The sequence below is a fragment of the Nonomuraea sp. CA-141351 genome, assembly GCF_050944675.1.
In the GTDB taxonomy this organism is placed as follows: Bacteria; Actinomycetota; Actinomycetes; order Streptosporangiales; family Streptosporangiaceae; genus Nonomuraea.
Genome location: NZ_CP191982.1, coordinates 11,445,826 through 11,459,934, shown reverse-complemented (window position 1 = coordinate 11,459,934; position 14,109 = coordinate 11,445,826). Strand labels below are relative to the sequence as shown.

General features: G+C 66.7%; 15 protein-coding genes. 8 read left to right on the top strand and 7 right to left on the bottom strand.

Translation table 11 applies throughout. The features are described 5' to 3' along the window. Window positions 1-542: 542 nt before the first annotated feature. Window positions 543-938 carry a YunG family protein gene (locus tag ACQPWU_RS53950; RefSeq protein ID WP_433434833.1) on the top strand — a complete coding sequence of 132 codons (396 nt, stop codon included), beginning with the start codon at window positions 543-545 and terminating at the stop codon, window positions 936-938. Between the two features lie 386 nt (window positions 939-1,324). On the opposite strand, the gene ACQPWU_RS53945 is transcribed toward ACQPWU_RS53950, so the two are convergent. Then, on the bottom strand, window positions 1,325-2,122 hold the full coding sequence (locus tag ACQPWU_RS53945) for a hypothetical protein (protein WP_433434832.1): 798 nt from the start codon (window positions 2,120-2,122) through the stop codon (window positions 1,325-1,327). Window positions 2,123-2,776: 654 nt separating this feature from the next. Between ACQPWU_RS53945 and ACQPWU_RS53940 the strand changes: the two genes are divergently transcribed. Continuing rightward, window positions 2,777-2,971 (top strand): hypothetical protein, encoded by a 195-nt coding sequence (locus ACQPWU_RS53940; RefSeq protein WP_433434830.1) that lies wholly within the window; start codon window positions 2,777-2,779, stop codon window positions 2,969-2,971. 375 nt (window positions 2,972-3,346) lie between these two features. On the opposite strand, the gene ACQPWU_RS53935 is transcribed toward ACQPWU_RS53940, so the two are convergent. After that, window positions 3,347-3,493, bottom strand: coding sequence for a hypothetical protein (locus tag ACQPWU_RS53935; protein WP_433434828.1), 147 nt, complete (start codon window positions 3,491-3,493; stop codon window positions 3,347-3,349). Window positions 3,494-3,596: 103 nt separating this feature from the next. On the opposite strand from ACQPWU_RS53935, the gene ACQPWU_RS53930 reads away from it, so the two are divergent. From ACQPWU_RS53930 to ACQPWU_RS53915, 4 genes are all read left to right on the top strand, one after another. Further along, window positions 3,597-4,520 carry a zinc-binding dehydrogenase gene (locus tag ACQPWU_RS53930; RefSeq protein WP_433434827.1) on the top strand — a complete coding sequence of 308 codons (924 nt, stop codon included), beginning with the start codon at window positions 3,597-3,599 and terminating at the stop codon, window positions 4,518-4,520. A gap of 750 nt (window positions 4,521-5,270) precedes the next feature. Next, a complete protein-coding gene (locus ACQPWU_RS53925; RefSeq protein WP_433434826.1) occupies window positions 5,271-6,560 on the top strand; it encodes an FAD-dependent monooxygenase in 1,290 nt (429 codons plus the stop codon). Window positions 6,561-7,212: 652 nt separating this feature from the next. Continuing rightward, window positions 7,213-7,362 carry a hypothetical protein gene (locus ACQPWU_RS53920; RefSeq protein ID WP_433434824.1) on the top strand — a complete coding sequence of 50 codons (150 nt, stop codon included), beginning with the start codon at window positions 7,213-7,215 and terminating at the stop codon, window positions 7,360-7,362. Further along, on the top strand, window positions 7,359-7,730 hold the full coding sequence (locus ACQPWU_RS53915) for a YybH family protein (RefSeq protein WP_433434822.1): 372 nt from the start codon (window positions 7,359-7,361) through the stop codon (window positions 7,728-7,730). The genes ACQPWU_RS53920 and ACQPWU_RS53915 overlap by 4 nt, the downstream gene beginning before the upstream one ends. A 517-nt stretch (window positions 7,731-8,247) precedes the next feature. On the opposite strand, the gene ACQPWU_RS53910 is transcribed toward ACQPWU_RS53915, so the two are convergent. Beyond that, the gene (locus tag ACQPWU_RS53910) at window positions 8,248-9,165 is read right to left on the bottom strand and encodes a sulfotransferase domain-containing protein (RefSeq protein ID WP_433434820.1); all 918 of its coding nucleotides are present in this window, start codon (window positions 9,163-9,165) and stop codon (window positions 8,248-8,250) included. A 472-nt stretch (window positions 9,166-9,637) separates the two neighbouring features. Between ACQPWU_RS53910 and ACQPWU_RS53905 the strand changes: the two genes are divergently transcribed. Beyond that, window positions 9,638-10,147, top strand: coding sequence for an NUDIX hydrolase (locus ACQPWU_RS53905; RefSeq protein WP_433434818.1), 510 nt, complete (start codon window positions 9,638-9,640; stop codon window positions 10,145-10,147). Window positions 10,148-10,462: 315 nt separating this feature from the next. On the opposite strand, the gene ACQPWU_RS53900 is transcribed toward ACQPWU_RS53905, so the two are convergent. Continuing rightward, window positions 10,463-11,008: a TetR/AcrR family transcriptional regulator gene (locus ACQPWU_RS53900; RefSeq protein WP_433434816.1), complete on the bottom strand. Its 546-nt coding sequence runs from the start codon at window positions 11,006-11,008 to the stop codon at window positions 10,463-10,465. A 125-nt stretch (window positions 11,009-11,133) separates the two neighbouring features. Between ACQPWU_RS53900 and ACQPWU_RS53895 the strand changes: the two genes are divergently transcribed. Next, on the top strand, window positions 11,134-11,448 hold the full coding sequence (locus ACQPWU_RS53895; protein ID WP_433434814.1) for a hypothetical protein: 315 nt from the start codon (window positions 11,134-11,136) through the stop codon (window positions 11,446-11,448). A 70-nt stretch (window positions 11,449-11,518) separates the two neighbouring features. Here the strand turns inward: ACQPWU_RS53895 and ACQPWU_RS53890 are convergent, their stop codons facing one another. The 3 genes from ACQPWU_RS53890 to ACQPWU_RS53880 form a co-directional block, all read right to left on the bottom strand. Continuing rightward, a complete protein-coding gene (locus ACQPWU_RS53890; protein ID WP_433434812.1) occupies window positions 11,519-11,782 on the bottom strand; it encodes a hypothetical protein in 264 nt (87 codons plus the stop codon). A gap of 112 nt (window positions 11,783-11,894) precedes the next feature. Next, the gene (locus ACQPWU_RS53885; protein WP_433434810.1) at window positions 11,895-12,389 is read right to left on the bottom strand and encodes a hypothetical protein; all 495 of its coding nucleotides are present in this window, start codon (window positions 12,387-12,389) and stop codon (window positions 11,895-11,897) included. 344 nt (window positions 12,390-12,733) lie between these two features. Then, window positions 12,734-13,936 carry an MFS transporter gene (locus ACQPWU_RS53880; protein ID WP_433434808.1) on the bottom strand — a complete coding sequence of 401 codons (1,203 nt, stop codon included), beginning with the start codon at window positions 13,934-13,936 and terminating at the stop codon, window positions 12,734-12,736. Window positions 13,937-14,109 lie beyond the last annotated feature (173 nt).

The window sequence follows — 14,109 nt, the reverse complement described above, 5'->3', positions numbered from 1 at the left end:
CCGGACGGCATCACCCTGACCGACCGGTCGCGCACGCCCGACGGCCAGCGCCAGCAATGCGATTGGCACAGTTTTCCTTTCGATGAGGGCGACCGGCAGGACAGGGGAGGTCAAGGCTGCACGGAGCCGGTGTCGGCACCGGTGCGGCGAAGGACGTCGGTGATGTGGGCCAGGTCGCCGGGGATCAGCGAGAGTGAACCGGCCCGGTCCAGCCGTCCACCTGCTCGGGAGTGCGGGCGCCGAGCGATGCGCGCCGGTGATGCCCGGCCAGGCCAGCGCCAGGCAATGGCTACCGGGCTCTTCTGCGATCACAGCGGAGCGCGGGGACACCTCAAGTTGGGCGTGCACCTCCGCCGCCTGCCCGCTGCCGCTCCGCGGTGGGTCGATGGCAGACGGCATGGACGGGCAGGGTGCGGTGTGTACGCCTAAGAGCCGGCGGCGGACGAGGACATCACGCGCCAGGCCTTGTCGTTGTTCATGGTTGTGCTCATGACACGGATCTTCCAGCGCTGGCTGTCACACCCGTCTGCGATGCTCTGGGGATGCTGAGCGTAGAGACACTGCGGCCGCTGGTGCGGGCCGCCTGGGGGGCCGATACCTGCTATCCGAATGCCAGTCAGGAGTGGGGGCCGGGCAACCCCGCCCGAGCCCAGTGCGGGATGACCGCGCTGGTGGTCCAGGACCTACTCGGGGGCGACCTGATCCTCGGAGAGGTCCACGTCGACGGGGTTAAGAACGGCAACCATTACTGGAACCGGCTGCCCGACGGTACCGAGGTCGACCTGACGGCCGATCAGTTCCTTCCTGGCGAGGTCGTCGTCAACGGACAGGTGGTGCACCGGCCGCCCGACGCCCCCCGGCGGTTCCGTGAGCAGTACGAACTGCTGCGCGATCGGGTGCTCGCCGCGCTGGAGACAGCACCATCTCGTAGAACCTAGAGGTACCGTGGTCGGCCGTTGACCGAGCACAGCGGGTCCCAGCCGTGCCATCCGTACCAGTGCCCCGTGATATGCCGGTAAGTGTCATCGGCAGTTTCCTCTGGATCGCCTACGGGAAGTAGGACGAAATTCGTATTGCTGTAGCTGGCCCATTCCTCGGCGATGAGGCAAGCGCTGCCGGGGACGTCTTCAGCGTTCTCCTCCAATGGCGAGTACGGGAATGCATCGCATATTCGGTACAAGCCGAGCCACCGGCAGTGGGCGTCTCGATCTGTCTGGGCGGTCACGGTTCGGGCGTAGGCTTCCATGCTCGGTTTCGAAATCGTGAACCGCGAGCTCTACTCGCACATGTGGTCGTCGGCCTGGCAGGGTGCGCAAACAGGAGCCTATTCAGAGATGTTGATGAGCTCGTCCTGGGTCGCTACCTGATCGGCTGCAGGCGGTTTGATGTCGGTCGCGCTGCCCCACCGCGACAGGCGGACGTCGTCGATGAGTTGTATGGGGTCGAATTCGTCCATCCCCAGGGTGCCGGGTTGCCAGGAGGAGCTGTGGCATCGGCGGACGAGTTGGTCCTGCCCTATCCAGAGCTTCCAGTTGATGCGGGCTTGAGCGTACGCGCCTGTGGCTCTGCGATCTGCGCCGATACGGAGGTCGGGATCCACCTTGGCGACCTCGCCTAGCGTGATGATCCCCTCGTGCAGGGTGGTACGGGTGCCGTCATACACGCCGACCGGGCGCTTGGTCTTGGTGCTGGCGAGCAGGGCTTTGAGCGTTGCGGGGTCGCTCAGCCGCATGTCGCCACAGGTCAGGGCAAGGGACTGCTTGTCCTTGATGACCCCCCAGCTCTTGCCTTCCGGCAGACGCTCGCGCCAGAAGGAGGACTGCTCGTAGTACCGGTCCGGGAAGACAATGAAGCGCTCGGGGTCCTTGCCATCCTTAAGATCGAGGATCTCGCTCGCGATGACCTCACCGCGGGCTAGTTCATGGACCCCCGACCTCCGTAAAGTCAGCGGCTCTCCATCCCAGGACGTGGAGATCGTGACGTTCGAGAACGTCACACCGTTGCCGCTCGCGAGCTGGCGGCGCAGCGCGGCGACGGGGTCGAGGCGAATCTCGGCTGGAGCCGACGGCGGGACGACCACGGCAACGGACGTGATCGTCAGGGCAAGCGCCCAGAGCCTCATGAGGTCGTCTCCTCGGAACGGGGCCAGACGGGTGATCATCGCAGGGGGAGATCTCGTCCCGGTATCGACGTGATTGGCTGAGAGCTCATCGGGGCCCGGTCGGGAGCCACACAGGGTGAACGAGTGTGATCGGGTCTGGACTCAAGGGGTCGGCCTGACCTCACACCTGAACCAACGTGGGGCAGGCGAGGGGTGCCGTCGATGAGCAGGGCGCCGTGGACGCTGCCTTGGACTCCGCGTTGATCACGCTTGTAGTCCAGGGCCAGCTTGAAGCCCAGTTGGCGTGCCGGGTGGGCGAAGCGTTCGGGGATCTGGTCGGTGTAGGCGCGGTCGACGGTCGCGAACCTGGTGGGTAGGCCGACGTTGGTCAGCGAGGTCAGGGTCGTGATGGCGTTGGGGTCGATGCGTTTGTGCGGGGGTCGACCACGCGGCCAAGAGCGAGCTGGGGGAAGGGACCGGTGCGGGTGCGGTTCGGGCGGCGACGGTGAGTGTGGCGCCGTAGCCGAATTCGGGTGGGTCGTCCCCGGCAGAGTAGTGCCAGCCGGCGGTGACCTCGGTGGAGGCAGGCCTTTGCCGGGCCTGGGCGGGCGGGCGAAGGTGGGGATCGCGGTGGTGTCGACGTCGCCCTGGAAGCCGGCGAGGTAGCCGCAGCCTTTGGCCCAGCGGACCAGGGTAGAGGACGAGGGCGGTGACGATCTGCTGGAGCGGTTCGCGTTTGTGCTGGTGCTCGGGGTCATCGTCGTCCCAGGAGTGGGCGAGTTGGTCGGCCTCGGCTTGGGGCAAGCGGGACCGGCGGTCGTGGCGGGCCGGGTCACGAACCGTGGTGAGCCGGTCGAAGGCGCGGTATAAGCGCCGGTTGTCGAACAGGCAGGTATGCACGTCGTGGGCGTGAGGCCGTTCGGGCGTGAGTCCGATGTGCTTGAGGGCGACTGGCGACCGGGGGAGAAGGCCGACAGCCGCCAGGCCTCGGCCAGGGTGGCTTTGCCGGTGTGGTGGATCGAAATCAGCAGGCAGGCCAGAACCGCCCGGATCGGCAGTCCGGACGGCCCTGGCCTGTGACCGAGTTCGGCGTCGATCAACGTCATGATGCCGGAGGCATCCAGCAGCCGGGTGTAGTGGCCTGCGGCGGCATCGGGAACCTGCATGGCCTGCTTGCCGGGAGGTCGAGGTCGGCCACCTGCGTGCGGGTGGTGCGGGGACGCCAGGCGCGTGGCTGCGCCGTACTCACCTGTTCTGGCCGCGCAGTAGGGCGGCAGCGGTCTCCTCGTCCAAGGCGGGGGCGAAATGCTGGTATCGGGCCAACGCCGACACGCTCATCCCAGCCACGGCGGCCACCACGCCGACATCGATCCGTGCTGTCAGCAGTTCCACCAGCCAAGAGACGCACAAGGGATAGTAGATAAGAAGATAGTCTTTTACGAAACCATCTGCTAGTGTCCTAATGCGTCACGGCCTTCACCGCCAGGAGATGTCAATGTCCACGCGCGCCCTCATCGTCGACCCGTCCGCCCCTACCAGCATCGGCTTCGGGGAGATCGCCACCCCCGTCGCCGGGCCTGGACAATTGCTCGTTGAAGTGCGGCATGCCTCGCTCAACTACGCGGACCTCAACAATGCACTCTCCGGACGCGTTCCGGCCGGGGCGCCGCTGGGCCTCGACGCGGCGGGGGTCGTCCTGCAGGGAGCGGCGGACGGCTCCGGCCCCGCTGCCGGAACCCGCGTCGTCCTCTTCGCCTACGGTGCGTTCGCGGAGCGGGTGGCCGTAGATGTGTCGGCGGTAGCCGAAGTTCCGGCCGGTGTAGGACTGGCCGAGGCGGCCGCACTGCCGACGGCGGGCCTGGCCGCGCTCCGCTCGCTGCGGAGCGCCGGGATCGCCCCCGGCAAGCGCGTGCTGGTGACCGGCGCCTCGGGCGGCGTGGGACGATACGCCGTGCGACTCGCCGCCCACGCCGGAGCGCACGTCATCGCCTCTGTCGGCTCCCCCACGCGTGGCGACGGCCTCGTCGGCGTGGGCGCCGATGAAGTGGTCGTCGGCCTGGACGACATCAAAGAGCCCGTCGACATCGTCGTGGAGACGGTCGGCGGACCCCATCTGGTCACCGCCTGGGAGCTCCTTGCTCCCGGCGGCAGCCTCCAGTCCGTCGGGTGGACCTCGGGAGAGCCGGCTGTCTTCCCGCCCTATGCGACCGTCGGCCCGCCCAAGACGCTCACGTCGTATGTCAACGAGTTCGCAGCCGCCAACGACCTGGCCGAACTGGTACGACTCGTCGCTGAAGGCACCCTGGTTCCCGAGATCAGTTGGCGCGGCTCCTGGGAACGCTTCGCCGAGGCAGCCGACGCGCTGCGCGGCCGGCGCGTGGCAGGAAAGGCGGTCTTCGACGTCAAGCCCCACGCGTGAGCACACGTCGACCGCATGGCCCTGCTCGGCAACCGGGGATGATCGGCATTGTCCGCCTCAGCGAACACCGCCAAGCGTTCTCGGACGCGGTCGCTTCCACGCTCGAGAGCCCGCTCGCTCCGCGGTGTCGCGCTCAGCGAGCGGGAAACGATCAGCCGGTACGCGGGAAGCGATCTCCTAGAAGGGGCCTTTCCCGCTGGTCAACGCAGCTCGTGAACACCCCACCAGAAGCCGTTCTTGAGACGGCTGGACTGAAGTTGACGGGATCCCATCTGATAATCGTGATCGGGCGGGATCTTGTCGTTTCATGTTCTGTCGCAGCGAAGACTGAGCATTGTCATCGAAGGTTGATCACGACTACGGTGTCTCACCGAAGGTTGAGTGACTGCTGGGGCTTGATGTCCGTTCTCACTGGTCCTTTCAGCGTCTCACTGTGTTGCGCGCAGGTCTGGCGAATTCTCAGGCGGCGGCCTAGCTGACGGCCTGGTTAGCCTGGTTTGCACCCGTCTGGGCTGATGTGAGCGTCATCGGAGTTGGCGCTTCTCATCAATGTCTGCCGAGGCCGAGGCGATCATGACCGTGCCCGTCGCACGCACATGCCGAGTTCAGGGTGTTTGCGGGAGCGTGGACGCGATTTCGGTCGTGCCGATGAGTTTTGTGCGCATCCGTGGTCGATACGGCTGGACTCACCGACAGCGGTGGCCTGTGCTGGGAACGTCCCAGCGCGGGAGGAAGCATATGGAGGCAGTGATGAGCGTCGACGACTCCAAGCAGGAGCACACCATCCGGACCGGCGAGCAGGGGACGCGGGTGAGCGGTCCCAGGGTGTTGGTGGCGGGGGCGAGCATCGCGGGACCCGCGCTGGCCCACTGGCTGCGCCGGCGGGGGGCCGAGGTGACCGTGGTGGAGCGGGCTCCTGAGCTGCGTCCCGGCGGGCAGGCGGTGGACGCGCGCGGGGTCGCCAAGGAGGTCATCGGGCGCATGGGGCTGGACGCGGCGGTGCGCGCGGCGTGCACCGACACCGCCGGCGCGCACACCGTGGACGCGGACGGGCAAGTGCTGGAGACCTTCCGTGCCGACGACGACGGTGGCGACGGGTTCATCGCGGACATCGAGATCCTGCGCGGGGACCTGTCCCAGGTGCTCTACGACGACACCCGCGACAGCGTCGAGTACGTCTTCGGCGACCGAATCGCGGGGCTCGCCCAGGACGCGGACGGGGTCGACGTGGTCTTCGCGGGCGGCAACCGGCGGCGCTTCGACCTGGTGGTCGGAGCCGACGGGTTGCACTCGGCGCTGCGAGCGATGGTCTTCGGGCCGCATGAGCGGTTCCTCCGCCACCTCGGGCACGTGCTGGCCTTCTACAGTGTGCCCAACGAGTTCGGGCTGGACCGCTGGCTGCTCGAGTACCAGGATCAGGAGTCCGGGCGCTCTGCCCTCCTGCGGCCCATCCAGGACGCCACCCGGGCGATGGCCATGTTCTACTTCGCCGCGGCCGACTTCGACGTCGACTACCGTGACGTCGCGGCCCAGAAGGTCCTGCTGCGTGAGCGGATGGCGGGCCTGGGCTGGTTGACCCCGGAAATCCTCGCGCACCTGGACGACACCCCGGACTTCTACCTCGACCAGGTCGCCCAGGTGGTGATGGACCGCTGGTCGAGTGGACGGGTGGGGCTGCTCGGGGACGCGGCGTTCAGCTCCTCGCCGATGTCGGGGCAGGGCACCGGGCTGGCGCTGGTCGGCGCTTACCTGCTGGCCGGAGAGCTGGCCGCCGCCGGATGGGACCCCGACGCCGGGTTCGCCCGCTACGAGGCGCGGATGCGCTCGTTCGTCGAGGCCAACCAGGAGATCGGCCGGTTGAACGCCGGCAGCCGCGATGTCCCCGGGCCAGACGCCGAGCCGCGCCCCGATTTCGCCAGCGAATGGTTCACCGAACTGGTCGGGCGCGCGATCAACGGCATCGAGCTGCCCGACTACGCGGGGGTGCCGGACTCCGCAGCCCCGGCCGGATCGCCGATCACCTCGTCGGCCAAGCCGTAGGTGTCACATAACGTGTCGAGAGGGACCACGCTTCGGTAGGACACCGCCGGACGACCTCCGCTCATGCCGCGTAGTGCGCGTTGGAGCGCCCGTTCGGCGGCCACGCCACGTTCCGATGAGGCGCTGTTGACTCGGAAAACTGACAAGATCGATGAGATTCCACCGCGCGGGGTCTCAGTGCTTCTGTCACTTGCCTGGTCGGCGCTCACCGGAACTGACAAGACCGCTGGGACATCGACCTGTGACGTCCAAGCCCATTGATCTCCAGCTGGATTGCTCGCCCGTCTTGTCTCAAGGCAGTTTGTCGGTGCGCACCTCGCCGACATGGCTTCCTGACACGATGGATGAGAACGGACGCTTGAGTTCCAGGAGAGATGATGAGGTAACCGGCGGGTGCGTACGGCAACCCTGTGCTCAGCGCCTTCGACCTGGACTTCTTCGATGGCGAGCGGCGGCTGCGGACCCGATTGGGCGACGGTTGGAACGTTCAGTTCCAGCGCGTGCCGCCGGCGCGGGGTTCCGTTGGGCCAAGGGAGGCCGGGGCTTCGCCGGCTGGTACTGGTCAGCAACTACCGGCGACCATGTCGGCTATGAATCATGGCTAGAGCGGGATCGGCTGATCCTGCTGGACCAAGAGTATGGACCTTCCGGGGTGCACGTGGCGAGCGTCACCGTGGACGGCACGGTCGCCCCCGGCACCGACTTCGACCCGGACGACATCGCCGAGCACTACTGGCGGCTCCACACGCAGCCGCGACACCAGTGGGAGCGGGAAGCTCTGCACGCCGGGGCCTCGCGATGACCGGCACCCGGGCCACGGAGGTTCTCACCGGGCTGCTCCACGACTGGCAGCGGGCCTTTGACAGACATCGCCCGGCCGAGATCGCCTCCCTGTTCAGTCAGGATGCGCTCTTCCAGGGCATCAGTCCACGGCTGAGACGCGGTCCGCAGGAGATCTTCGAGTATTACGACAGGGTCACCCGCGGTACGACGGCACAGGTCAAGGTGGTGTCCGCCGCCCAGCTGAGTCAGGCGATCGTGCACGGATTCGCGGAGGTGACCTTCACCGCGCCCACCGGTGACATCCACCTGGTATGCCTGTCCATCGTGACCCAACAGGCAGAGAGCGCCTGGCTCATCCACCAATACCACGCCGCCACACGTCAATGACTGGAGTCATCACCTCCAGTCCATGCTGTCGAAGACGCACGTGAAGGCCTGCAGTCATCGCATGTTTCGCAGACCTACTCGTGAACACCCCGCCAGGTCAAAGGCCGCTTCCTGGTGATGGGAGGCGGCCTTCTGATTATGTTCGCGACAACGGACCGCGTTTGCTCGCCAGTTTCGACCGCGATCTTGGGCCTGGAGTCGGGTCCGTTGATCGTGAGAGCTGACCGCACTCACCGGCCCGAGGTCATTCGCACCGAGGAGGGGCGGGGCGGCGGCGCAGTGTCGGCGGCCATCCGGATCTGGCCGCTGGCGGCAAGGAAGAAGGCGCTATGACCATCACAGAGTGTGACCAGATTCGCTAGCCGACGCGCCGCCACACTGCCCCGATCGCCGAATCCGGCGTCGGTTGAGGCGTAGACCCCTGATGTTGGTCCCGAGCGCGGATCGGCAGTTATGGGCGGCGGGCGGCGCTGACGACCAGCTTTGGGTAGTGCGGGTATACCGCCGGACGGGGATCTCAGTCGATCGGCTCGCGATGCACCCACTCGACGAGATCGTCGGACGCGAGCGCCCGCACGCGCGCGGCGTACCGGGCGAGGTCGGCGTCGTCGAGGAGGTCGCGCCACTGGCCGCTCGTGCCGCGCCTGAAGAACGCGGCGGGATCGATCCAGTGCTCCGGACCGCCGGCGGGGACGGTCGTGTCGGCCCTGCTGCGCATCGACTCGAACGTCGCCGCCTGGACCAGGCGGGGCCATCGGTGCTCGTCGACGTCGATGCCGAGGCGCGCGGCCATCTGCCGCATCTGCCCCTCCAGGTCGGCCTTCAGGTCGTCGTAGTGCAAGTACACGACGTCGAGATCGTCGGCGGCGTCCCGGAACGTCTGCAGGTGCTCAACAGTGCGCCGCAGCGACGACCCGACCTGCGTCGATGGCGTCTCGTCGTCGACCCACTGCCAGAAGCGGTCCCGCTCGCCGTCGGGGCGCGGCCGCGGCGGCCGCAATGGTCCGAGCTCGATCCCGTCGATCGCGGCCGCCCGTTTGCGTTGCCTGAGGAACGCGCCGATGTCGGTGTTGTCGATATGGTGGTCGATCGACAGCCCCACGTCGCGCGGGTCCCGCCCGACGCAGATGTACGTGACCGTCGGATCGTTGGGTATCCCGTCGAGCGGCGTGTGGGTCTTGATGAACCGGCGGTGCGTCTGGGCTTCCAGGTCCGCGAACACGTCTGTGCGGGCGCGAGTCACCATGTCGATCCACGGCGAGAGCGTGTCCAACGGGAGCGGGAGCTCCGGTTCCTGCAGTATGAGCAGGGCGCAGATCATCTGCGTCCACGTCGTCCCGCACTTTGGCGGGGTGCTGATGATGATGTCGCCGGGGCGGAGCTCGAAGCCGTCCCAGCGGTTGCTGTCGTACATACTCGTCTCGTAGCGGCGCACGGCCGTCATCCTTGCAGCGGATCCGATCCCGTGAGGCCCAGATGATTCACCGCACGACATCCTGCCGAGGGCTCAAGACTGAGGTTCCGAAGGGCGTCGCGCACCAGTACGTAGCGCAGCATCCGCCCATAATGTCCGATCTCGAACACTCCGCGAGGCATCATGAAGGCCAGAGGATGAGCGCCGAACGGCGGCTACGCGCGCGTCTACCTTGGATGCCAATCACGCTGGGTAATCGCGTTGCCGCCACCGGGCAGCTCGGTATGGCCGCTCCCGGACAGATCCGGCTGGCCGTCGTGAGCCCAGGTCAGCGGTCCATTGCGGCTGCCGTCGGGGTGCGGTCAGAACTGGCAAACATCAACTTCGCTGAAGCTCGGGGTGCGGTCGCCACTCACGAACAAGTGCGGTCGGTAGCTGCAAGCAAAACCAGCCTTCTGCGTTGCTGGGTGACTACGCCGGATGGGAGCAAGCGATGCGGACCCGACGAGGTGCCCGGATTGTGCTGCTGGATCAGGACGATCGGATTCTGATGATCCAGCACAGGTACGACGGCGCCATCGTCGTCCCTGGGTCTCCGGTCCGGGAGTTGTTCTGGGTGCCCCCAGGCGGAGGATTGAAGGAGGACGAAGACTTCCTTCAGGCCGCTCGTAGGGAGCTGCTGGAGGAGACCGGACTGACGGAGGTCGAGTGGGGGCCGTGCCTGTGGACTCTCGATGCGGACGTCCGGTGGGGCGGCGAACCCGTGCACATGCACGAGCGGTACTTCCTTGCGCGGGCGCGCGGCACACAGACCATCACCCGCGTCTACCTGGAGCCGGGCGAACAGCAGGGAATCATTGACCACCGCTGGTGGTCCTTGGCTGAGCTTGTCGCAGCCGAGACCACTGAGACTCTGCGGCCTGCGGGACTTCCGGAGCTGTTGGCCGATGTGCTGGCCGTAGGGGGACGTCCGTCAGGCGAGCCGCGTGCCCTGCGCATATAGGAGTCCTGTCCTCTGAAGTCACCCAGGATGAAGGCCGCTCCGGATCGTGGAAGCGGCCTTTCTGGTTGCTGCATAACCAACCGAGCGGACTATACGTACCCGAAGACCTGGTCCATCGCTTTGACCGCCCTTCAGGAGTATGGGGCGGTAGACAATCTCCGTCACCGAGGTGTTGCGGTGGCCGACCAGGCGGGAGATGTTCTCCACGGCGAGTACGGCAGGCCGACGTTCTTGGGGGCTTTCATCGTTTCAGCCAGGCCAGCATGGCGCGCATGTGCTGAGACCAGCCTGACCGGCATCGACTGAGGCCCATGTCTATGGATTCGCGATGCACAAGCGCATCACCGAGGTCCGGAACTGCCTTGCTGCGGACTGCGTATCCAGGTGACCTCTGCGGATCTGATGGTCGGCGGCATGACCGAGCGCGATCGTCGCGGTGACCAGCCAACTCGTCTCCAGCTCGGTCGTGAATTCGCCGCTGGCGCGTCCGCGGCGGATCAATGCCTCCAAGCGCTGCCCGATGGGTAGGTGGCGTGCGGCGTCTGCCTCCGAGTCGCTGTCTGAATGCTCGAATGCCGCCTGCTCGGCCAACAGTGTTGTGACTGCGGCGAGGAATCGCTCAAGGGCTTCGGTCGCGCGGCCGGCCTCGAGGTCCGCGGCATCCAGCGTGGCGAACGCCCGGTTGCTGAGCTCGTCGCGGACTGCCACGAGCAGTGCTTCGCGGGTGCCGAAGTGCACGTAAGCGGTCTGCCGCGTCACGCCGGCCGCCGACGCGATGTCGGACATGCTCGCCTCGGGGTGCTCGGCAAGCACCTGAATCGCCGCCGACACCAGAGCGGCACGGTTGCGTGCGACTTCCACCCGCTGACGGCGGCGCCTTATCTCTGACATGGTTGACAAGCTTAATGGACTACTTAAGTATGACAGGAATGTCAGAGATAACAGAACTGGCGGCACGCCGCCTCCTGAAGGACTACACCCACGACATGTCCCTGTCCGACGAGGATCCCGCCCGGATCGTGGGTCGCACCTTCACCGAGGACGCGATCTGGGTGACCGACGGGACAGAACTCTCCCGCGACCAGCTGATCGGACACGCGGCACCGGCCCGCAAGAACGTCATCGCCGTCGAGATGCAGATCGATGACCTCCTCGTCGACGGCCACCGGTTCGCTGCACACTGCCGCCTGATCGCAGACCATCGCAAGCTCGGCCATACGGTGATCGAGTGGATCCTTGTCGGCGAGGTTGCCGACGACGGACGGGTGCGGCGCATTCACCAACTCGGGCGTACAACATGAGGAGCCGATCCGCGCTTCGGGTAGACCGTTTCCCGTCTGTAATCGCGCGTCACAGCCCATAAACCAATCCCTACGGTCTTGACCTGTGGAAACCGCGCAGCGCGGCACTCGCGCCGAGCCCGGCAAGGGCGATGATCGCGATGCTTAGCCACTTCCATCGCAGCCCGGTGGCGGCCCACGCCATGAGGAGGCAGGCCGGCACACCGAGTGCGAACGGATGGTTCAGATGTTCTCTCAAGAGCACCAGGTCGGAGTCGTTGAAGTAGTACACGAGTGCTGCGAGGCCGCCCGCACAGAGCGAGGCGGCCAGCAGCACGAGTGAGCGAGTAGACATCGCGGATCCCATCGGTGAGCGCCGCGGTGCCGTAACCGCGCAGTGCACGAATCTCGACGAATCGCCTCCGGGGTGACGCCGTGCCACTGGAGGCCGCGATCCGCGCCGCTGTTCAGCGGTCATGGGGTTGGTTCGTCTCGGCGCAAGGATGTCTGGTCTCCGCGGGTGACCAGAATTGCACCTTGAACAGGACCAGGCTGACGATGTCCGTGGTGAAATCCTCGTGGCCGAGGAACTTGCGGTGGATCCTGAACCGCCACTCTTGATCTCGGCGGCCGAGTTCGAACTCCTTGCTGTACGTAGTGCTTCCGGACCAGGAACTGATTGCGTAGACCTTCCCGGAGGTCAGCTGGACGGTTCCCGATCGGCTCTCATCCCAGTCGGAGGTGGTCGGCTCGCCGTCCCAGAGCTCGTACTTGATGAGAGCGTGGTCGCAGTGAGTGGGGTCGAGCGCGATGACGTTCGAGTCGCTGTCGGACCAGATCTCGCTGGTGGTGAAGAGCTCGTAGATACGCCACTCCGCAGAGACGTCTTCGACGTCTACGATCCCGTCAAAGTGCCGCCATATCTTTTTCGGGTCGAGAAACGTCTTGATGATCTTTGCCATGGCGCTCCTTGAGAGCAGGGGGTGGACATGCGTGCAGTGATCATGGCTCGCGTGGCTGACAATTCGGGTGGCTGAGAGGAAGCATCGAAGCAGGCGGCTTCCGCCGTAGAGGGTTCCGTTGGGCCGGCCGTGCGAGAGTCTGCGAACCTGCTGGCACGGGAGCGCAGTCGAGATCAACGGACGTCATCCTCACGGCACCGGATGGCATTCGGCGAGCAGGTGCGATACTGCGCTGTCGTCTTCTTCTGCCGAGAAGAGGATGCGGTGAGTGGCACGAGTTGCGGTCGTCCGGGCGCGCGGGAAACCGTCGAATCCTGTGCATGCCGAGACCGACCGCATCGGCTTTATCTGAACGGTGCTGTCCGGACATCGGGCGTCGCGGCCAGCAGGAGCGCCGACAAAGCCGCGAACGTGGCCGCACCGACGAAGACCAAACCCGGTGATGCGTACGCCAGCGACCACCCGAACGCCGTGCCGGCCGCGACCGGCACCACGGTCTCCGCAACGGCGCCGATCCCAGTCAGCGCGCCCTGCACGGTCCCTTGCTCGTCGGCCCGGACGTTGCTGGAGATCCATGACTGCGTGGCCGCACCGCCGACCGAGCCGAGAACGCCGACCGCCTGCAGGACGTAAAGCATCCACGGTACGGACACGAACGCCGTACCTGTCAGCGCCGCGACGCCGAGTAGGCTGCCGGCCACCGCGGCGCGCTTGTCGCCGAGCCGCCGGACGACCGGGCCGACGGCCCGCGCCTGGAAGAGCGCGCCGGCGAGTGCGCCCGCCGCCATCACGACGCCGACGTGCGCAGTGCTCCAGGAGAACCGGTACGTGAGGAAGAACGTCCAGATCGACTGGTGGGTCATGCGGGCGACGTCGGCGCAGAAGCGGGCGTACGCGAGCCGCCCGAGCACCGGCCGGCGCAGGACGACGCCGATGGCGGCGACCGGGTTCGCCATCCGCAGGGTCAGCGGGGTCGTCCGGTCGCCGGGACGCGACTCGGGCAGGACGAACCAGCCGTACGCGACGTTGGCGAAGGACAGCGCGGCCGCGGCGAAGAACGGCAGGCGTACGTCGACGGCGCCGAGCAGGCCGCCGATGGTCGGACCGGCGACGAAGCCGAGACCGAACGCGGAGCCGATCAGCCCGTAGGCGCGAGCCCGCGACTCGGGTTCCGTGACGTCCGCGATGTACGCGTTCACCACGGTGTTCGTCCCCGCGCACGCGCCGGCGAGGGCGTGGAACACCAAGAGGGTCCAAGGGCTGGGCGAAACCGCATGAGCCAGCCAGTCGACACCGAGGCAGGTCAGCGACGCGAGCAGGACGGGCCGTCGGCCGTACCGGTCGGAGAGCCGCCCGAGCAGCGGCGAGACGACGAACTGCAGCAGGCCGTAGATCGAGCCGAGCAGGCCGGACCAGAAGACAGCGGCGGTGGCGTCTTCGGTGACGGCCGTCATCAGGGCCGGCACGATCGGCACGATCAGGCCGAGCCCGAGCATGTCGAGGAAGACAGTGACGAGGAGGAAGGAGAGGGCGGGCGCCCGGCGCATTGCGGCTCCTGAGTCTTGAGAGGGCAGGGCCCCCTCGCGACTCACGGTCCGCCGAAAGCACGGAGGATCAGAATATCTCTGCTGTCAAATCGTTTTTTCACCATCGCACCGCGGGCATGGCCGCCCGGCAACGCATCGATAGTTGTCATGATGCGGCGATCGACGCTCCTGCG